Origin of the sequence: Streptococcus tangpeifui (assembly GCF_011038795.1) — a bacterium.
Lineage (GTDB): Bacteria > Bacillota > Bacilli > Lactobacillales > Streptococcaceae > Streptococcus > Streptococcus tangpeifui.
Map to the genome: position 1 here is coordinate 35,130 of NZ_JAAKDU010000009.1, position 20,753 is coordinate 55,882.

Below are 20,753 nucleotides of genomic sequence, written 5' to 3' on the forward strand. Positions count from 1 at the left end.
GCGGTGTGAAATCCTTTAGTTATTATTCAATAATTTTTGTGCTTTTTTCGTATTGGCAAAATGGAGCTTGGCACAGTGCTCCAATCCTTGCATACCATAAGCAGCCAGTATCTGACTGGCTACCTTGTCCGACTTAGAACCTGCTCCACTGGGTAACGAGTAGCCCAGGTCGTCTCCTAGTTTTTTAAGACTTTCGAGGAAGAGGTTGCGGGCGATAATAGAGCTGACAGCAACGGCCAGATATTTTCTTTCGGCTTTTTCTTCAAGGGTGAGTGGATTGTTGAACTGATTGCGCTCATTTTTTAGGTATTTATTGTAGTTATCCTGACTAGTGAAGGCGTCGATGACAATCTTATCAGGCTTAGGAACTTCCTGCAGGAGGAGGTAGATCGCTTGATTATGTAAGGCCACCTTGACTGATACAGCGTTGTGAGGCTTTCCGGGACCTACCACTTCATTGTACTTAGCTGGAGATAGAAGCAAGGCCTTGTGCGGAATTTTTTCCTCCAAGATAGGAGCAATTGTTTGAATTTTTTGGTCGGTTAAAATCTTGGAATCCGCTACGCCTAAATTTTTAAGCAGAGAATGGTCAGCTGGTTTGACCAGACTGGCTACAACGGCCAGACCTCCAAAATAAGAGCCGTTGCCAACCTCGTCAGAACCAATCAGAGACAAATTTTGTTGGTTTTGATTGATTCCCTTTGTTTGACTGGCTTTGATTGGAGACCTGTCATCTTCTTGATAACCAAATGCTTGAGCAAGGCTCAAAGCCTCCTTACCTTGAAAGACGATCTTGCCAGAAGTGTAGACAAGGACGGTCGTATTCTTGTGTTTAGCTGCAAAGCTGACGTAAGGATTCTTGTTAGCGATTTGGTAGTCAGCCAGCTCAGTCGTAAGACTATTTATCGACCTTTGGTCCATTTTCATGACAAGTGTATCCATGAGGACTATTTTATCACAAATGCCCCAGTCGTGATAGCTAGAAGTAGGAAAATTTAGAAAAGATTGACGTGTTATTATTTTCATGATTGGCTTATGCATGAAGTTTATCAATTTAAAAAATTCAATGACTTAGAAGCTGCCGACTAAAATTTTTTCACCAACAGGCCATAGTCTTCTTAATAGAATGAATGGTCGGTCAGGGCTCTCAAACTGGTCTGATTTTTAGAAAAACAGTTAGCTTAGATAAGGAGTGAAGGTCTATTGTTTAGCCATTGTCTAAAGGCTAAAATTACGGTATAATGACAGGCAAAGAGGTGCTCTATGACAAAGACAAAAAATCGCTATAAATTTACATTTGGACAAAAACCTTTGACCTTGACCACAGATAAAGATAATCTGTTCATGGAAGAAGTTGAACGAGTGGCGCGTGAAAAGTATGACAGTATCAAGGAAGCCTTGCCAACAGCTGATGATGAGACGATTGCTATTTTAATGGCTATCAATTCTCTGTCAACTCAGCTCAGCCGCGAGATTGAGTTCGACAAAAAAGAAGCAGAACTGGATGCTCTACGTAAGAAGACTTTGACTAATATCAAGGGACGTAAGGCCAACAAGACTCATGGAGAATAATTGATGGTTTCACTGGTGATTCTCCTTATTTTGGCATGGAATTTTTACCTTGGCTATAGTCGAGGTCTTTTCTTGCAGGCTTTTTATTTTTTGGCTAGTTTGGTCGCTATTATTGTAGCGAGTATTTTTAAGACTAAGTTAGCCCAGGCACTCTATCTCTGGGTTCCCTATGCGAACCCAACACAGGGAGGTCAGATGAGCTTTTTTACCTCTGAGAATGTTTTCGAACTCAATCGACTTTATTATGCAGGGGTAGCCTTTCTCATCATTTACTTGGCTGTTTATTTAATATTTCGCTTTTTTGGGATTTTTGCTCATGCTTTTGAATATTCACGTTTGGAGGAGTTAGCCTACCAGCGGTCAATTGCAGGTGGGCTGGCTGTTCTGATTACCGCCTTTGGTCTAGCAACATTTTTCACCATTCTAGCCACTGTGCCTATGACGAATCTGCAAAATTTCTTAGCCGATAATTGGCTGCTTAAGTTACTGATTATGATATTCCCCAAGGCTTTATTTAGATAAGAAGGTCAAGCTACTAATTTCAAAAATCATAATCATCTGTTTAGACGAGAGATTATGATTTTTTAACACTTTTTGAATTTCTTAGGGGGATTAATAAGAAAGTCAGATTTTATAGGGGCTGTAGTGAATCTGTAAGCTTATGGTAGCTATTGTGCGGAAGCTAATAAAATTTCAAGGTTGGGACAAAAGTCCTGCTTTTTTTATGCGCAATCTTCAGAGATTACAATATTTTGTGGAGGATGACTAAACCATTATGACTGTTTGTCTCATTCTCAATATTTCGTTGGTTCTGATTTTCTTAGGGAATTTGTTATAATAACCGTATGAACACAAAAATTTTAGAGGCCTTGGAATTTGCTAAGGTTAAAAATCAATTTGAACCCTACTTACAGACAGAAGTCGCTCAAGAGGAGTTGCGTGCTTTACTGCCTGAAACCAATCGGGAAAAGATTGAGCGCTCCTTTGCAGAAATTGCTGATATGCAAGCCATTTTTGTGGAATATCATAGCTTTTCAATTGGTGCTATCAGGAGTTTGGCTGAGCCCTTAAGACGTTTAGAGCTGGAGGCAGACCTTAATGTTGATGAACTTTTGGCTGTTAAGCGAGTCTTAGAGGTATCTTCAGAAATCGGTCGTTTTTATGAAAATCTGGAAAATGTTGAACTTTCCGCTCTCAGCCGTCTTTTTGAGAATCTGGAGGCTTTTCCTAGATTGCAGGGAAATTTACAGGCTGTTAATGATGGTGGTTTTATTGAAGATTTTGCCAGTTCAAGTTTGAGCCAGATTCGCCGCCGCATTCATCGAGGAGAGAGTCAGGTTCGGCAAATCTTACAAGACTTGGTCAAGTCCAAGTCGGATATGTTGGCAGAAAATCTGATTGCCAGCCGTAACGGTCGGTCTGTCTTGCCTGTTCGCAACACCTATCGCAATAAGATAGCTGGAGTTGTCCATGATATTTCAGCTTCGGGAACGACAGTTTATATCGAGCCTCGGGCTGTGGTGCAACTTAATGAAGATATCACTCAAGCCAGAGCAGATGAGCGGCATGAATTGCATCGGATTTTGCGGGAATTGTCAGACTTGCTTCGCCCTCATACCCATACTATTCGTAACAATGCTTGGCTGATTGGGCATTTGGATTTCGTGCGTGCTAAATATCTCTACATGCAGGAGCATCAGGCTAGCCTGCCCAGTCTGTCAGAGGATAAGACGGTCAACTTACTCAATGTCCGTCATCCTTTGCTGGTCAATCCTGTTGCCAATGACCTTCACTTTTCTAAAAATCTCTCTGTCATTGTTATTACCGGTCCCAATACAGGTGGTAAGACGATCATGCTTAAGACCTTGGGGTTGTGTCAAATTATGGCTCAGTCCGGTTTACCAATTCTAGCGGATCCAGGCAGCAAGGTAGCCCTCTTCAAGGAAATCTTTGCAGATATCGGTGATGAGCAGTCGATTGAGCAAAGCCTGTCAACCTTCTCTAGTCACATGGGACATATTGTTGATATTTTGAATCGGGCTGATCATCAGAGTCTTGTCCTGCTCGATGAATTGGGAGCAGGAACCGATCCTCAGGAAGGTGCCAGTTTAGCTATGGCTATTTTAGAGCACTTGCGTCTCAGCGATATCAAAACCATGGCCACGACCCATTATCCTGAGCTTAAGGCTTACGGAATTGAAACTGCTCATGTCCAAAATGCCAGTATGGCGTTCGATATAGACAGCCTCAGACCAACTTACCATTTTATGCAGGGGGTTCCGGGACGTTCCAATGCCTTTGAGATTGCTAGACGTCTGGGGTTGTCTAAGGTCATCGTAGATGATGCTGAACAGATGACTAACCGAGACAGTGATACCAATGCTATTATTGAGCAGCTGGAGACCCAAACAGCTGAAAGCCGTAAGCGTTTGGATCATATTAGAGAAGTTGAACAAGAAAATCTTAAATTTAATCGGGTAGTCAAAAAGCTTTACAATGAATTTTCGCATGCTTATGATAAGGAATTGAAGAAGGCTCAAGATGAGATTCGTCGGTTGGTAGCTAGAGCGACGGACGAGAGCAACCAAATTCTTAAAAATCTTAGCGACCGTTCGCAGCTTAAACCGCATGAGGTGATTGAAGCTAAGGGCAAACTTAAGAAATTGGCACCAAGTGAAGATCTTTCTAAAAATAAGGTTTTACGTAAGGCTAAGAAACAAAAGGCAGCGCGTGCGCCTAAAGTGGGAGATGATATCATCGTTATCGCTTATGGTCAGCGTGGAACTCTTATCAATCAGCTCAAGGATGGTCGTTGGGAGGCTCAAGTTGGCTTGATTAAAATGACCCTAAGGGAAGCTGAGTTCAATCTAGTGAAACATCAGGAAAGTCAGAAAGCCCGTAAGAAAAAACAAGTTAATGTTGTCAAGAGGTCTGCTAGTAAAGGACCACATGCCCGTTTGGATCTCCGTGGCAAGCGCTATGAAGAGGCTATGCAGGAGCTGGATGACTTTATTGATCAGGCTCTTCTCAACAATATGGCTCAAGTTGATATTATTCATGGCATCGGTACCGGTGTCATCCGTGAAGGTGTGACCAAGTACCTGCGTAGCCATCGTCATGTCAAGAGTTTTGGCTATGCGCCTCAAAATGCAGGTGGTTCGGGCTGTACTATTGCTAACTTAGGTTAAACAATGGTAAATAAAATGACAGCTGGCTTAGGCAGCGCCAGCTGTCATGCTAACTAGAGAGGAAAAGTGATGAAAGGTTTTACTCATAAGGTTCAATACTATGAGACCGATCGGATGGGCATTACGCACCATTCCAACTATGTCCGTTGGATGGAGGAGGCGCGTGTCTATTTTTTGGATGAAGTAGGTCTCCCCTATGATAAACTAGAGGCTAACGGTATTATTTCGCCGGTTACTGCAGTAGATTGTCACTATAAGGCAACGTCAACATTTGCAGATGTTATCGCTATTGACATCAGTGTCAGTACACTTAAGGGAGCCAAATTGGGATTTGATTATGTGATGACGAATCAAAACGGGCAACTGGTTTGTCAGGCGCATTCGGAACATAGCTTTTTAGATAAGACTGGACGGTTTGTTGCGCTCAAGAAGGTTTATCCTGACTTTTATATAAAGGTCCAAGAAATGATCAAGCAAGGTTAACGGACACTTGTCACGGAAAATCAGTCTCCTCATGAAAATTAGAAAGAAATTAAGATGATTAAACTTATTGCTGTTGATATGGATGGCACTCTTTTAAACAGTCAAAAACAACTGCCTCCGGAAAACATTGAGGCTCTTCAGAAAGCTAGTCAAGCCGGTTACGATGTTGTCCTTTGTACAGGTCGCTGCCAATCTGGCGTTGAACCCTATGCGAGGGAGCTAGGATTGGGAGAAGACAAAGAATTTGCGATTTTGAACAATGGCTGCTCAACCTTTGCGCTCAAGGATTGGGGCTTGGTTGATTATGTGACGCTGAGTGATCAGGAGGTAAAGGAGCTATTAGATAGGGTCGCTGATTATGATAATATCTATTTAACCTTGACAGAGCAGGAACGCTTTTTGGTCTTTGCGGATCAGGTGCCCGAGATTGTCGCCTATGATGCTAGTTTAATTTTCACTCAGGCTCAGGCTATCTCCTGGTCAGACTTTCAAGCAGGGCACGGCCGTATTTTTCAAGCGATGATTATGGGCGATCGTGATGCTTTAGACCGTTTTCACGACGAAAATCGCCCCTATTTTGATCAATATTTTTCTCATGTCCGCAGTCAGCACTATATTATTGAAGCACTTCCTAAAGGTACAAGCAAGGCTTCTGGTCTCAAAGCATTAGCCCAGCAACTGGGAATCGATCGCTCTGAAATAATGGCTTTGGGCGATGCTGCTAACGATTTAGAAATGCTGAAATTTGCCGGCCACAGTGTGGCTATGGGCAATGCGGCAGACAGCGTAAAAGCAGTTTGTAACTACCAGACAGCCAGCAATGACCAAGCTGGTGTGGCTAAAGCTATTTATGAGTATGTGTTAGATTAAGGTACAAAGAAGTTTCTTACTTAACGAAAGTTTCTAACAGAAAGTGGGGGAGCTAAGCTAGAGTCTTTAAAAGACTTATGAAATGACAGTTATACTCCAAATTCAATTAAAAAAGATATGAAGCCTTGAATGTAGTAGTTATTTTTAAGGCTTTTTTATTTTAAGTTAAGAAATTTAAATGAAATCTTTTTGTAATCTATTGACAAATTATATATATATATATAATATTTCTATCAATTAGATGGGAGTTCTAAGATATGAAGAAATTAAAAGGTTGCTTAAGTGTTATTGTATTGCTAATGGTAATTGGTGCTATTGGTAGTACATTTGGGAAAGATGGTGAGAGTAGTGCGAACACTAGCAGTGATTCTAAGGTACAAAAAGAAGTTACTAATACGATTAAATCTACTAAAAAGAAGGCCAGTCAGAAAAAGGCTCGCAAGACATACGGAGTTGGTGATGTTGTTAAAGTTGGAGATGTAGAATATACGGTCAATTCGTTATCACAAGCAACTAGCGTAGGCTCTGAATATTTTGGAGAGACTGCCCAAGGTGTTTATCTATTGGTAAATATTACTGTGAAAAATAATGGTAAAGAGTCTTTAAGTGTTTCAGATGATTTCTTTAAAATTTACAAGGGAGATACTGAATATAAATCTGATTCTGAGGCTTCTTTGTACGCTAATGATAATACTGGGTTTTTCTTGGAAGAAATTAATCCAGGAAATTCCGTAACAAGTACAGTAGCCATTGATGTTCCCCAAGATGTCGCAAATGCTAAAGGCCTGCAATTACAAGTTCAAACAGGTGTATGGGGAACTGAAAAAGCAAGAATTAATATCCAGTAATTCTATCTATGAACACGTATTAGATTAAAAGGTTTGGTTGTGTTCCAAGCCTTTTAATATTAGATTTGTTCGATAACCAAAACTGATATGCTAAACTCATGAAAACCGTATACGAAAGGCCCTAAAACTTTACTCAGAACATTTAAAATGATTAAGCTGAGTTGATTTGTGGCATTAGCAATTATGAAATGCCTTAGTTTTCGATCAAATCTATTATTTGAATAACAATGTCAATGTTAGGTTGTTGATTGGACACGCCTATGCTTTTAGTGCTTTTGAATATTAAAAAGAGAGAAGATGAATTTCGTCTCCTCTCGTGCTTTATTTATAAATTCCACACTGCAATTGGCAAAAAGTCGAAAATTTTGAAATAAACGGTTCAGTCATTTCAGTCGGATAGTTGTTATCTATTTTTGATATTGCCTTCGTCAGCTCTTTTATCTGAATAAATCCATACATACCTAATCTCGCAACTGATTTAAGTATTTTTCAGATTTGTTCATAACTCATTAGCCTAGGACTAAAACAGTTCATAGAGAGCCAACAAGACTGTTATCAACAAGACAGATGTGGAAGATAAGGCTTTTAATTTCTTGTTTTTAGAAAACTTGATAAAAATGGTATCTAGAACAACCAAAATTATCCAAAGGATAAAAATAATCACATATTTCATAACACTAATTAGTCAAACAATCTCCTGCTCTATAACTTAAAACTGAGAGCCATATTACCTTCAAACGATCCAGCTCCTGAAGGCCCTGAATCATTATCAAAAAATCCCCGACACCAATACGGAGGCGGGGAAGGTGAGGGAGATATTAGATATGCAGCTTAATATTTCCCAGTTATTTTTTTAAAAACAAATAAATGTTGATTAGCATTAGTAAAATGAAAAATACAACCGATAAACTCTTTGATATAGGCCACAAAACATAGGTTAGCGATACTGTACAAATTATCAAAGCAATTGCAGTAGCAATTTTTTCGTCATAGTTCTTTTTTTCCATAAAATCATTACTTTGCTTTTCAATAGTTTTATCCGAAAAAAATTGCAAAAGATTAACAGCTGTGATAGCAATAAATGCTGTTACTGCAATAATCTTTTGGTCTGACCAAAAACCTATGAGAAAGGAAAAAGCGACTAAAATCCAAGCTAATAGATCTACTATCCTTCTCAGTTTCCTATCTTTTATCATTCTCTATAACTCCACTATCAATGTCTGCTATAATAAATAGCAGCAGCACCTGCACAAGCTTCTGCACCAATATATAGAGCTGCACCAACCGAATTAGTATATGCTATCCTTGCTGCTGCATAAGGGATCATTGCAAGAATAGAAGTTACAACTCCCTCTCCATTAAATCCGCCCTCTAAATTTGCTAGTGTATCCATATCCGCTACTTCAAATTTATCAAAAGCTGTTGTGTCTAGGAATACAATGTTCATTATAGTTTCTACTTGCGATAGATATTGGTAACTTTCAAAAGCTCAAGTTACTAATTACTGATTATTAATTCAAAGTTTTGCTTGAAATTTTTTCTCACACTTGAATCTTCAGGAATCCTCTGTAATATACAGGCAAAAGTTTATTTTCTTTTTTGCTTATATATTATATAAAAAATCGTAGCATATCCTACAAGGATAATAAATGTTACAGTAGAAATGAGTTCGGAGTGAGCCCAATTTAAGTAAAATCCCACCCCACAAAGTATTAAATAAGACACATAGCAAAGTAAAGGAATTAACTTTTTCATGGTAATCATAAATTCAAGTAGCTTACAATCTAGTTATTTAAACTTTATTATACCTAATTTATATAAAATAACAGATGCTGCAATTGCAACTAAAACACCAATAATAAAATACTTCATATTAATAACTCATCATCAATCCCAACAAGTAGCACCAGCAGCTGCAGTTAAGCACTCCTGCTTGTATGACCTCCTTCTGAAAAAGAGGCGATAAAGTCTGTATCTACAGCTTTAAAGTTATTAGGAACTATGTTGCTGTGTTCAGCATAAATCTTTCCTATTCTAATTAATATCTTTTATCAATATGTAGTTATTAAAGAGAGATGATTTAAGTTTTAGAGGCTCTCTTTATTTGTTGTAGAAAAAAGATAGTAAATTATTACTAAGGCAGAAGCAGATATATTTACAAAAAAAGCAGTTATTTTAGCTATTTTTGTACCAAACTTTTTTGAAAATTTACTAGCAGTACTAATAGAAAAAAGCCAAAAAAGAGCAATTATTAGTTCTTTCATTTAAAAGTTACCTGTTTTTAGTTAATCCGTCTCATTAAAATAACTTATCTCCTTGTTTTAAAGTTATCCAAAGGATAAAATAATCACATATTTCATAACTAATTAGTCAAATAAATCTCCTGTTCTGTATCCTAAAACTGTACCACTCACTCCCTCTGTAACACTACCAGCAATGGCTCCGAAAGTATATACCTTCGCTATTTCAATAACTCTATGATAAGACAATAGCCTTAATATGACCACTGTCTTCACAATATTTTTAGCCTAAAGCCTTGATAGGCTTGACAAATGGTAAAAAAGAGAGAACTACGATCCTCTCTCACCAGTGTTTAGTTATAAGTCGGCATCCACCAGAGCTGACAACTAAACACTTAGATCAAATAAGAATAAGAAATTATCTGATTTGGTTACTAGGTATTTTAACCTTTTTTACTTACAAAAAATTACAAAAGATTAATAGCTGTAATTGCAGTAAATACCACAATCGCCATCATTTTATGATCTGACCATAAAACTATTGTACTTGCTATCGCCATCATTAACCAAGCTATTAATACTACTACTCTTCTTACTTAATCTGTTATTTTATCTACTCCTAATTTAGTCCTGTATTACCTCTAATTAAAAATAACATAAGTACATACACCGAGAAATAGCAAAAAACTAATAAATGAGACAATTATATTTTTACTATAGTAAGAAATAACAGCCAATACACAGAGAATGAGCATCAGTGAAATTCCTGGGAATTTTTCCATAAATCCAGCTCCTAACGACCCTAAATCATTATAAAAAGGCCCCTGACACCATGATGGAGGCAGGGAAATCCAAGTGTGGACTACTTTTTTCTAAAAAGTTGAAAAAACCTTATTGAGTAAATGATTATTATACTTAAAACCGCTAATGCCAGTAAGATAAACACAAACTTTCCAAAATGCTTGTTTGGCGAACAAACAGCAACAAGGGCTAATAAAACGATTAAATAGATCAGGAAATTTTCTTTTAAAAAATTTTTCATAACAATAATTAAAGCTGTGAACCAGCAATACCACAGGTAGTTCCTACTACCATTCCCTCACCAACACCGCCAAGAACAGCACCTACAACACTTCCAGCTCCTGGTTCTACAGCTGTACCGGCTATTAAACCTTTACCCGCACTGTCAATTACTCCACCTGCAAAGCCTATCGCAGCTCTCAAGCATTAAATTCACCGCCAATTTCTACAAGATTTTCTTCAAAATCACTAAATGCGATAGAATTCATGTCTACCTCCAATTTTGCTTACGGAAGATTATATATAGAACTGTACCATATCCTATAAATATAATAAACTCTATGATAGACCTCAGTTTAGAATACTCCCAATTTAGGTATAAAAATATCCCACAGAGTATCAAATAGCTTACATAACAAAGCAGGAGAACTAAATTACGCATAAGCTAATTACCCGATAAATATTGATATCCATCATAAATAAAATTAGCAGTTGTCAATACAGCAGTTGGAACTGTAAATAAAGCTGTTGGAGGAGCAGTGACCCCAGATACAGCAACAGCAAAATCAGCGGCCACGACATCCCACAAGTCATTTTGAAGGGTTTTTATGCTAGTTCCTCCTCTCAATTCAGCAAGGTAATCACACGGAGCTACCTGAAAATAATTACTGGCACTCGCATTTAATCCATTTGTATCTCTCATAACTTTACCTCTAATTAATTAATTTTTTAATATTGTTATTCGTGTCTAGTTCATTCCATTCATTATAAGTATAGTAGGCCCCAATCGCAACGCCCACCAAAGCTAACGGTGGGCAAGCAGCTGCAACAGCATATGCGCCACCGTATACACCTAACGCTTTAATTCCATCTGCAATACCAGAATGCCAATCAACTTCGCCACCAGTTATTTCAGAAAGAGCAGTAATATCTGCTATCCCAAAGTTTTCAAAAGCCATTGAGTCCAAAGCTAATGTGTTCATAACAATTCTCCTTTAAAAAAATTATGCGATTATTGTAACGCTTAAAATTTACTTATGCAAGGGGAATCAGGAGGATTTTGTAATATCTAACATAAATAGTAATAAATGGAAAAATAAAGGCAATTTTTCTGATAGTTATCATAAAGCGAAAAATCAGTGGTTTGAGCAGTGATTTGGCTAAAACTAGCTCGTTTGCAGAGATCTAGAAATTAACTCCATAATTTCTGTAGTTAGGAACCCTACTATGAAAATCATGGAGCTTTTGAGTCCTCTATCTATACGTCAAGGCCCTGTCTATCTTTGTTTTTCCTTAGATATTAGAATTAGCAGTACAGTTTATAAGATGACTGGTATATACCATTTACAAACTATCATAAAAGCACTATAATAAAAGAAAGAAAAACTCGTTGGAAGAGAGGAATAACAATAATGGCAACCTACCTTAAGGCAGATCGTTTTTATTATGCTCATGAGACTAAGCCAGCTGGCTATCTTGAGTTGGTTGATGGCCGCTTTGGCCAGTGGACAGAGAATATGCCAAGTGCTGCTCAAGTTTTAGATTATACAGGGTATCAGATTGCGCCAGGATTAGTAGATACCCATATCCACGGTTATGCCGGTCATGATGTCATGGATAATTCTGCGGATGGTCTTCGCAGTATCAGTCAGCACTTGCCAGAAGCTGGGGTGACTTCTTTTTTACCGACGACTTTGACAGCTAGCAGTCAGCAGCTGGAAGATATCTGCGCGACTATCGCTGATGTATCGGGGTCTGAGACAGGTGCTAAGATTCAAGGAATCTACTTCGAGGGCCCCTATTTCACAGAGAAATATAAGGGAGCGCAAAATCCTTCCTATATGCGCAATCCTAGTTTTGAGGAGCTGGAGCACTGGCAAAAGGCAGCTAAGGGGCTCCTGCGTAAAATCGGCTTAGCGCCTGAACGTGAAGGAACGGTTGAGTTTATCCGCAAAGCTACAGCTTCTGGGGTCATTGTTGCTCTGGGGCATTCTGATGCCAGCTATGAGGATGCTGCACAAGCCGTGCAAGCAGGTGCTAGTGTCTGGGTGCACGCCTACAATGGCATGAGTGGGCTGAACCATCGCGAGCCCGGCATGGTGGGTGCTGTTTATAATCTTGGGAATACCTATGCTGAGCTCATCTGCGATGGCTATCATGTGTCACCAGTGGCTTGTCAAATCCTCCTCAAGCAAAAGGGAACAGAGCACGTGGCCATGATTACCGATTGTATGTCAGCGGGAGGCCAGCCAGAAGGCGATTATATGCTAGGTGAACTCCCAGTTGTGGTTAAAGGAAAGACTGTTCGTCTTAAGGATGGGGGTAACTTGGCAGGGTCTATTCTCAAGCTTAAAGACGGACTCAAAAATGTAGTGGATTGGGGCATTGCCACTCCTGAAGAAGCAGTTCACATGGCAACTTACGTTCCAGCTAAATCCGTTGGTCTGGAAGAACGATGCGGTCAGATCAAGCTTGACCTGCCAGCTGATTTTGTCGTTCTCAAAGATGATATGAGTCTAGTGGCGACTTATATCAATGGAGAAAAGGTTTGGGGCGAATAGGTGGATCGACTATCTTTTAATTTTTGGCACTCACCCCATAATGCTGGTAGCAGATTTTTGCACCAGCTTTTTTCTTTTGCTAAAATATGTAGCAAGAAAGCGGTTTAGGTTAGAGCAATAGGAGCTGTATTTAAAGGAATTAATGTGGTTACTTTTGGTCCGATCCCGATACACTCTTAATGGTGCTCCCTCCACCCTTTTGGTTGTTAAATCATTTACCTAAATTGATAGATGGAGGAAATTATTATGGAATTTATGAAAACACGCGCAGCCGTGGCTTGGGCGCCTAATGAGCCTTTGAAGATCGAAGAGGTTGATCTGATGATGCCCAAGGCGCATGAAGTCTTGGTTCGTATAACAGCAACAGGGGTTTGCCATACAGATGCCTACACACTTTCAGGTAAGGATAGTGAAGGGGTCTTTCCGTGTATCTTAGGGCATGAAGGGGCTGGTATTGTCGAGGCAGTCGGTGAAGGGGTCACTGAGTTTCAGGTTGGTGACCACGTTATTCCGCTTTATACGGCTGAGTGCGGTAAGTGTGAGTTTTGCTTATCAGGCAAGACTAATCTTTGTTCAGCTGTCCGTGAGACCCAAGGTCGTGGTCTTATGCCAGATGAAACGGTGCGTTTTTACAAAGACGGTCAGCCTATCTACCACTATATGGGAACGTCTACTTTTGCAGAGCATACGGTGGTTGCTGATGTGTCCTTGGTTAAGGTACGCGACGATGCTCCTCTTGAGGAAGTCTGCCTGCTTGGTTGTGGGGTGACGACTGGTATGGGGGCTGTGCTCAATACAGCTAAGGTCGAAGAAGGTTCAACGGTTGCTATCTTTGGTCTGGGCGGAATCGGACTTGCCGCGATTATCGGGGCTCGTATGGCTAAGGCTGGTCGTATTATTGCCATCGATACTAACCCTGATAAGTTTGAAAAAGCTAAGGAACTTGGGGCGACTGACTTTGTTAATCCTAATGACTATGATCGTCCAATCCAAGAGGTTATCATCGAGATGACCAATGGTGGGGTGGATTATTCCTTTGAATGTATCGGAAATGTCGAAGTCATGCGCTCTGCCCTGGAAGCTTGTCATAAAGGTTGGGGAGAAAGCATCATCATCGGGGTTGCCCCAGCAGGTGCTGAAATTCATACGCGTCCTTTCCAACTGGTTACAGGTCGTGTTTGGCGCGGCTCAGCTTTTGGCGGTGTCAAGGGGAAAACAGACCTACCAGGTATCGTCGATCAATACATGGATGGAGAGTTTGCGCTGGATGACTTCATCACTCATACCATGCCGCTTGAAGACATTAACAAGGCCTTCGACCTCATGCATGAAGGTAAATCTATTCGTACCGTTATTCATTACTAAGATATCACTGACTTACTCGAACTGAGAGTGGGACAAAAATCAGTAAATCGTGATAAAATCACGACTTTGATTTTCTTCGCTCTCCCATTTTAAGGCTCAGGTAGAAATCCTCCACTGGAGCATTTCAATTCCACCTCCGCACAGTTGATTAGGTTGGCCGCTATCCTTTGCTACGAAAGGGATAATGACTGCCAATCAACCACTGCGTCAATCTAGTAAATCTAGAACAATGCTAACGAGTCTGGACTTTTGTCCCAGACTCATTCTCCTACGAGAATTTCTATGGAAATTCTCTATATCACTTACTAATCCTAAACGTTCAGTATTATCGACTGAAAGTTTAGATGGTGCCAAGCCGTTAAACACTTCAAAGAAAATAGGGAGCCTGACGTAGAATCATTAAAGATTCAAGGAAGGCGAGTCTTTTTTAACAGGAGTGTAGGCGTGTTCAATTAAACCAAGGCTTGTTATTTAAGTGTTTTGCTCTTGATAACAAAGGCCAATAACTCTCAACTAGTGTCGCAATGACAGACAGCAGTGCCTTAGCTAGCTAAGTGCATTCTAGTTATCAAATATTTACTTAAACCTATGAAAAATCTAGAATTAATTTCAAGCAACCGTTCATTTGGCGGTCAACATCAACGCTATACGCATTTGTCAACCAGTACCAAGACGCAGATGACCTTTGCCATCTACCTGCCACCTCAAGTAGAAGAAGGAAAAAAGGTCCCTGTTCTTTATTTCTTATCAGGTTTGACTTGTACAGATGAAAATTTCTCGACCAAGGCAGGCGCTCAGCGATGGGCCGCTAAGTATGGCCTAGTACTCGTTATGCCAGATACTTCACCGCGCGGTGAAGGTGTAGCAGATGCAGAGAGTTATGATCTGGGGCAAGGAGCAGGCTTTTATGTCAATGCCACTCAGGAACCTTGGGCTAAGCATTATCGCATGTATGATTATGTGGTAGAGGAGTTGCCTGATTTGATCGAGGCCAATTTCCCAGTGACTGATCAGCGTTCGATTTTTGGACACAGTATGGGTGGTCATGGGGCTCTTCAGATTGGTCTCAAAAATCCTGAGCGTTATGCGGCTATATCAGCCTTTGCTCCTATCGTTAATCTTATGGAGGTCCCTTGGGGGCAGAAGGCTTTCACCGCCTATCTCGGTAAGGATAAGAAAGCTTGGGAAGTCTATGACAGCACCCGGCTGCTGGCTCAGGTGGATCCTGATAAGTGCTTGCCGATCTTAATTGATCAGGGACTGGCAGATGGCTTTTATTCTGAGCAGCTCCAGCCTGAGCGTTTTGAAACAGTGGCTAAGGAGCGTCAGCTTCCTGTCACTCTTAATCTGCATGCCGGTTACGACCATAGCTATTACTTTATTGCCAGCTTTGTGGAGCAGCACCTTGCTTTTCATGCCAAGCATTTGGGGTTAATGGAGGATTAGTCTTTGAGCAATGAGAGATTTTAGAACAATCGTGTAATTTTTAGAGAGCAGTTTGGACTGCTCTTTTTTGTTGCTGTCTAATAATTCTACCGTGTCAAAATATAACATGAAATGCTAGTTATCAAAAGGTGGGATCAACCTAAAAATTGAAGATCTTGTTTCTTATCACTCCCTAATTTTAAGGTGGTAACCTAAAACAGTCTCTCTTCCAGAACGTTTCACTCCTATCCTCGCATATTTGACTTTGCGGCCACAGGGGAGCTAGCCAGTAGTGGTTCATTGGTGCTAAGCACCTCATAACTGTGCAGGAGCAAGACCAAGTTGGCCTAGCCAACAAGTGTTGCTTCCGATCACTGCGCTAAGGGCTTACTCCAAAACAGGAATACTGGATGAGTTTTAGCTCAGCCTCTTGACTAATATTGTAAGTTAACTTATAATATAAAAACTTATGAAAAGGAGGAGTTTTTATGAAATTTTCTTTTGAATTGGCTGTCAATGCTAAAAAAGAGGATGCTTGGGTCTACTATTCTCAAGTTGATCAGTGGTTTGTCTGGGAGGGTGATTTGGAACAGATTGCTTTGGACGGTGCTTTCACTACAGGACAAAAAGGGAAAATGAAGCTGGAAGGCATGCCTGAACTTGCGTTCACTTTGGTTGAGGTGCGTGAAAATCAGTGTTTTTCTGATGTAACAGCAACGCCTTTTGGCAACGTTCTCTTTGAGCATGAGATACTTGAAAATCCTGCTGGTGGCATTAGCCTGAGACATTCCGTTTCTTTGACAGATGGTGATATGACAGAAGACGCTTTGGCCTTTTTGAAACAGATTTTTGACGATGTGCCAGAAAGCGTTGAAAAATTGAAACAGACTTTGGAGACAGCATGACAACGGTTTTTCATTCCCAGTATGCGGACAACCACCAGGAATCGACGGGTCTTTTATTTGCTCGGGTCTACAATGCCTGGCATAGCCGAGTAAAAAAAGCTTTGCAAGAAGTTGAACTGACGCATCCACAGTTCATTATTCTGACGAGTTTAGGGGCTCTGGAGATGAAACAGGATTGGATTACTCAGGTCAATTTAGCCGCTTTTTCGGATATGGATGTGATGACGGTCTCTCAGGTTCTCAAGCTCTTGCTAAAAAAAGGCTTAGTTGAGCGGCGGGAGCATCCGCAGGACAGCCGGGCAAAAGTTGTCTTTCTGACTGATGCAGGCAGAGAACGCATGAATCAGGCTTTGCCTCTCGTTGAGGCAATCGATCGCTCTTACTTTGGTCAGTTGGACAATCAGCTAGCGGACTTCAATCAGCTTTTAATAAAACTGGAGGAAAGAGATGGTTAAATTTTGGGTCGGAGTGGTTTCGGGAAACCATGTCCAACGCGGTGTTGAAGGTGAATTTTGTCAAGTTTGTCATGGCAAAGGCGGTCCCTTGAAACGCATGAAAAAAGGAGACTATCTGCTTTATTATAGTCCCAAGGTGGCGCTGGATTCTGATCAAAAGTTGCAGGCTTTCACAGCTGTGGGTAAAATGAAGGATGACAGGGTTTATCAATTTGAAATGGCACCGGACTTTATCCCTTTCAGGCGGGATGTTGAGTATTATAGGTCTATTCGTCCCTGCCCAATTGAAGTGGCAAGGCAGCATCCAGACTGGAAAGCTTATGCCAGTCAGTTGCGCTACGGGCATTTTGAAGTCAGTCGAGATTTCTTTATGTATATTTTTGAGTGGATGAAGGTTGATGCTACCTAGACAGTTTGATGATTTTTTGCTATAATACTCGTCAAGAAAGAGGGGCTTATAGGCATTTCTCAAGCGAGCTCAGGATAGTGAAAGCTGGGTGTGGTGCGATAAGCAACTGGCGCTTTCTGTAACAATCTATATAAAAATGAAGTAATAAATTAGGGTGGAACCGCGTTTTGACGCCCCTATGTCAGCTGACATGGGAGTGGAGAGCGTGGTTCTTTTTGTAGCCTAGCTTTGCTATTTATAGAGGAAAAAGGAGGACAGCAATGTCAAAAAAACTAACCTTCCGCTTCGTCAAAGGTGCTAGTGCTCCTAAAGGAGCGAGCACCTAACGGCAATCCCTATGAGGATTGCCTAGACGCTGCACTAGATTTTTCAAGTTAAAATATGGTTTACTTGAAAAATCGTCGCAAAACATACTTATTAAAAAAGGGAGAACCAATGAGTAAAAAACTAACTTTTCAAGAAATTATCTTGACTTTACAACAATACTGGAATGATCAGGGTTGTATGCTGATGCAGGCTTATGATAATGAGAAGGGGGCGGGGACGATGAGTCCTTACACCTTCCTGCGGGCCATCGGTCCTGAGCCATGGAATGCGGCTTATGTGGAGCCCAGTCGTCGTCCAGCTGATGGGCGCTATGGAGAAAATCCTAATCGCCTTTACCAGCATCATCAATTCCAAGTGGTCATGAAACCATCGCCAAGCAATATTCAAGAGCTTTACCTTGAGTCTTTGGAAAAACTGGGGATCAACCCATTAGAGCACGATATTCGTTTTGTCGAAGATAACTGGGAAAATCCGTCCACGGGTTCTGCTGGACTTGGTTGGGAAGTTTGGCTGGACGGTATGGAAATCACTCAGTTTACGTATTTCCAACAAGTTGGTGGCTTGGCGACAAGTCCAGTAACGGCTGAGGTCACCTACGGTTTAGAACGCTTGGCTTCCTATATTCAAGAAGTTGATTCTGTTTACGATATTGAGTGGGCACCGGGTGTTAAGTACGGTGAAATCTTCAAACAGCCTGAGTACGAGCATTCCAAATACAGCTTTGAAATCTCAGATCAAGATATGCTCCTTGAAAACTTTGACAAGTTTGAAAAGGAAGCCGGTCGGGCTTTGGAAGAAGGTTTGGTTCACCCAGCCTACGATTACGTTCTCAAATGTTCCCATACCTTCAACTTGCTGGATGCGCGTGGTGCTGTCTCTGTTACCGAGCGTGCTGGCTATATAGCCCGTATCCGTAATCTTGCCCGCCTTGTCGCTAAGACTTTTGTAGCTGAGCGTAAAAAATTGGGTTACCCACTTTTGGACGAAGAAACACGGGCAGAATTACTCAAAGAGGAGGCAGAGTAATGGTGAAGAATTTATTGATTGAACTGGGTCTGGAAGAACTTCCAGCCTATGTGGTAACCCCAAGTGAAAAACAATTAGGTGAAAAAATGGCGGCTTTTTTGGCAGAAAATCGTCTGTCATACGACGCTATCCAGACTTTTTCAACCCCTCGTCGTTTGGCTGTGCGTGTCATGGGACTAGCTGATGCTCAAACGGATCTTTCAGAAGATTTCAAAGGTCCTGCTAAAAAAATTGCCCTAGACAGTGATGGTAACTTTACCAAGGCGGCTCAGGGATTTGTGCGTGGTAAAGGTTTGACCACTGATGATATCCGCTTTGAGGAAGTCAAAGGTGTTGAGTATGTTTATGTGACCAAAAATGAAGCTGGCAAACCTGCTGAAGACGTTTTGGCAGGCATCCCTGAGGTGCTTAACAGTCTTACCTTCCCAGTCAGTATGCACTGGGCTAAGAATACCTTTGAGTACATTCGTCCTGTTCACACCTTGACCGTACTTTTAGATGACAAGGCTCTTGATATGAATTTCCTCGATATCACCTCAGGTCGTATCAGCCGTGGTCATCGTTTCTTGGGTCAAGGAACTGAAATTGCTTCTGCAGATTCTTATGAAGATGACCTTCGTAAAGAATTTGTGATTGCAGATAGCCTTGAGCGTGAGCGCATGATTGTGGAACAGATTAAGGCTATTGAAGCTAAGGAAAATGTCCAAGTTGATATCGAGCCAGACCTTCTCAATGAAGTCCTTAACTTGGTTGAATATCCGACTGCCTTCATGGGAAGTTTTGATGAAAAATATTTGGAGATTCCAGAAGAAGTCCTTGTAACTTCCATGAAGAGTCATCAACGCTACTTCGTTGTCCGTGATCAGGAAGGCAAGCTCAGACCTAACTTTATCTCGGTGCGTAATGGTAATGATGTCGCACTAGAAAACGTCATCAAAGGGAATGAAAAAGTGTTGGTGGCCCGCCTTGAAGATGGGGAATTCTTCTGGCATGAGGATCAAAAACTTCGGATTGAAGATCTTGTGGCTAAGCTGTCTCAGGTGACCTTCCACGAAAAGATCGGTTCTTTGGCTGAACACATGGCCCGTGCAGGTGTTATTGCGGACTATCTCAGCGTGATGGCAGGTTTATCCTCCGATGAGGCGGCAGCTGTTGCGCGTGCAGCTACAATCTATAAGTTTGATCTTTTGACTGGTATGGTCGGTGAGTTCGATGAGCTGCAAGGCATTATGGGTGAGAAGTACGCTCTTCTTGCAGGCGAAGAAGCGGCTGTTGCGACAGCTATCCGTGAGCATTATCTGCCTGATTCGGCTGATGGTGAGCTTCCAGAAACCAAGGTCGGTGCTGTTTTGGCTCTGGCTGATAAATTGGATACCCTGTTTAGCTTCTTCTCGGTCGGCCTTATCCCAAGCGGTTCTAATGACCCTTACGCTCTTCGCCGTGCGACACAAGGGATTGTCCGCATATTGGATACCTTCGGCTGGACCATTGCGATGGATGAGTTGGTGGACGACCTCTATGGTCTTACTTTTGACAGCTTGACTTACGATAATAAGGCTGAGGTCCTTGATTTTATCCGTGCCCGTGTAGATAAGATGATGGGCAAGACACCAAAAGATATCAAGGAAGCAGTTCTCGCTGGCTCTACTTTTGTTGTATCAGACATGTTAGCTGCAGCAGATGCCCTTGTAGAAGCATCACAAAAAGACAGCTACAAACCAGCGGTTGAAAGCTTGTCTCGTGTCTTTAATTTGGCTGAAAAAGCTGATAAGAGTGTTGCTATAGATGCTAAGCTCTTTGAAAATGACCAAGAAAAAGCTCTGGCTCAAGCTGTCGCTGAGCTTGAGTTGGGTAAGGATGCAAGTGCAAATATTGAGCAACTCTTTGCCCTCAGTCCAGTTATTGATGCCTTTTTTGACAATACCATGGTTATGGCAGACGACCAAGCGGTGAAAAATAATCGTTTGGCTATCCTCTCAGACTTGGCTGATAAAGCTAGTCAAGTTGCAGCTTTTAACCAGTTGAATACCAAGTAAATGCTGGCGCAAGTGCTCTCGCA

General features: G+C 41.2%; 19 protein-coding genes and 1 pseudogene. 14 read left to right on the forward strand and 6 right to left on the reverse strand.

Features of this window, described 5'->3' with window-relative positions:
* Positions 1-15: 15 nt before the first annotated feature.
* Positions 16-942, reverse strand: a complete 927-nt coding sequence (gene rnhC / locus G7Y32_RS07920) for a ribonuclease HIII (RefSeq protein WP_165212676.1) — start codon at positions 940-942, stop codon at positions 16-18.
* Between the two features lie 321 nt (positions 943-1,263).
* Between rnhC and G7Y32_RS07925 the strand changes: the two genes are divergently transcribed.
* The 6 genes from G7Y32_RS07925 (at position 1,264) to G7Y32_RS07950 (ending at position 6,961) form a co-directional block, all read left to right on the forward strand.
* Positions 1,264-1,572 (forward strand): hypothetical protein, encoded by a 309-nt coding sequence (locus G7Y32_RS07925; protein ID WP_165212678.1) that lies wholly within the window; start codon positions 1,264-1,266, stop codon positions 1,570-1,572.
* Positions 1,573-1,575: 3 nt separating this feature from the next.
* Positions 1,576-2,094 (forward strand): CvpA family protein, encoded by a 519-nt coding sequence (locus G7Y32_RS07930; protein ID WP_165212680.1) that lies wholly within the window; start codon positions 1,576-1,578, stop codon positions 2,092-2,094.
* A 323-nt stretch (positions 2,095-2,417) separates the two neighbouring features.
* Complete coding sequence (locus G7Y32_RS07935; protein WP_165212682.1) at positions 2,418-4,760, forward strand: endonuclease MutS2; 2,343 nt, start codon at positions 2,418-2,420, stop codon at positions 4,758-4,760.
* A gap of 69 nt (positions 4,761-4,829) precedes the next feature.
* A complete protein-coding gene (locus G7Y32_RS07940; RefSeq protein ID WP_165212684.1) occupies positions 4,830-5,243 on the forward strand; it encodes an acyl-CoA thioesterase in 414 nt (137 codons plus the stop codon).
* A gap of 54 nt (positions 5,244-5,297) precedes the next feature.
* On the forward strand, positions 5,298-6,113 hold the full coding sequence (locus tag G7Y32_RS07945) for a Cof-type HAD-IIB family hydrolase (protein WP_165212686.1): 816 nt from the start codon (positions 5,298-5,300) through the stop codon (positions 6,111-6,113).
* A 257-nt stretch (positions 6,114-6,370) separates the two neighbouring features.
* Positions 6,371-6,961: a DUF4352 domain-containing protein gene (locus G7Y32_RS07950; RefSeq protein WP_241154219.1), complete on the forward strand. Its 591-nt coding sequence runs from the start codon at positions 6,371-6,373 to the stop codon at positions 6,959-6,961.
* Positions 6,962-7,806: 845 nt separating this feature from the next.
* On the opposite strand, the gene G7Y32_RS07955 is transcribed toward G7Y32_RS07950, so the two are convergent.
* The 5 genes and pseudogenes from G7Y32_RS07955 to G7Y32_RS07975 form a co-directional block, all read right to left on the reverse strand.
* Positions 7,807-8,157, reverse strand: a complete 351-nt coding sequence (locus G7Y32_RS07955) for a hypothetical protein (RefSeq protein WP_165212688.1) — start codon at positions 8,155-8,157, stop codon at positions 7,807-7,809.
* A 17-nt stretch (positions 8,158-8,174) separates the two neighbouring features.
* Positions 8,175-8,408 carry a hypothetical protein gene (locus tag G7Y32_RS07960; protein ID WP_165212690.1) on the reverse strand — a complete coding sequence of 78 codons (234 nt, stop codon included), beginning with the start codon at positions 8,406-8,408 and terminating at the stop codon, positions 8,175-8,177.
* Positions 8,409-10,251: 1,843 nt separating this feature from the next.
* Positions 10,252-10,490 (reverse strand): annotated as a pseudogene (locus tag G7Y32_RS07965) (hypothetical protein).
* Between the two features lie 176 nt (positions 10,491-10,666).
* Positions 10,667-10,924, reverse strand: a complete 258-nt coding sequence (locus tag G7Y32_RS07970) for a hypothetical protein (protein WP_165212692.1) — start codon at positions 10,922-10,924, stop codon at positions 10,667-10,669.
* Between the two features lie 10 nt (positions 10,925-10,934).
* Positions 10,935-11,204 carry a hypothetical protein gene (locus tag G7Y32_RS07975; protein ID WP_165212694.1) on the reverse strand — a complete coding sequence of 90 codons (270 nt, stop codon included), beginning with the start codon at positions 11,202-11,204 and terminating at the stop codon, positions 10,935-10,937.
* Between the two features lie 429 nt (positions 11,205-11,633).
* Between G7Y32_RS07975 and nagA the strand changes: the two genes are divergently transcribed.
* From nagA to glyS, 8 genes are all read left to right on the forward strand, one after another.
* A complete protein-coding gene (gene nagA / locus G7Y32_RS07980; protein ID WP_165212696.1) occupies positions 11,634-12,782 on the forward strand; it encodes an N-acetylglucosamine-6-phosphate deacetylase in 1,149 nt (382 codons plus the stop codon).
* 246 nt (positions 12,783-13,028) lie between these two features.
* Positions 13,029-14,147 (forward strand): S-(hydroxymethyl)glutathione dehydrogenase/class III alcohol dehydrogenase, encoded by a 1,119-nt coding sequence (locus tag G7Y32_RS07985; RefSeq protein ID WP_165212698.1) that lies wholly within the window; start codon positions 13,029-13,031, stop codon positions 14,145-14,147.
* A 588-nt stretch (positions 14,148-14,735) separates the two neighbouring features.
* The gene (fghA, locus tag G7Y32_RS07990; RefSeq protein WP_165212700.1) at positions 14,736-15,593 is read left to right on the forward strand and encodes an S-formylglutathione hydrolase; all 858 of its coding nucleotides are present in this window, start codon (positions 14,736-14,738) and stop codon (positions 15,591-15,593) included.
* 467 nt (positions 15,594-16,060) lie between these two features.
* Complete coding sequence (locus G7Y32_RS07995; protein WP_165212702.1) at positions 16,061-16,477, forward strand: SRPBCC family protein; 417 nt, start codon at positions 16,061-16,063, stop codon at positions 16,475-16,477.
* A complete protein-coding gene (locus G7Y32_RS08000) occupies positions 16,474-16,932 on the forward strand; it encodes a MarR family winged helix-turn-helix transcriptional regulator (protein WP_165212704.1) in 459 nt (152 codons plus the stop codon). Before G7Y32_RS07995 ends, G7Y32_RS08000 begins: the two co-directional genes overlap by 4 nt.
* Positions 16,925-17,341 (forward strand): EVE domain-containing protein, encoded by a 417-nt coding sequence (locus G7Y32_RS08005; RefSeq protein WP_165212706.1) that lies wholly within the window; start codon positions 16,925-16,927, stop codon positions 17,339-17,341. The genes G7Y32_RS08000 and G7Y32_RS08005 overlap by 8 nt, the downstream gene beginning before the upstream one ends.
* A gap of 435 nt (positions 17,342-17,776) precedes the next feature.
* Positions 17,777-18,694 carry a glycine--tRNA ligase subunit alpha gene (gene glyQ, locus G7Y32_RS08010; RefSeq protein WP_165212708.1) on the forward strand — a complete coding sequence of 306 codons (918 nt, stop codon included), beginning with the start codon at positions 17,777-17,779 and terminating at the stop codon, positions 18,692-18,694.
* A complete protein-coding gene (gene glyS / locus G7Y32_RS08015) occupies positions 18,694-20,730 on the forward strand; it encodes a glycine--tRNA ligase subunit beta (protein WP_165212710.1) in 2,037 nt (678 codons plus the stop codon). The genes glyQ and glyS overlap by 1 nt, the downstream gene beginning before the upstream one ends.
* The last annotated feature ends 23 nt before the right edge of the window (positions 20,731-20,753 follow it).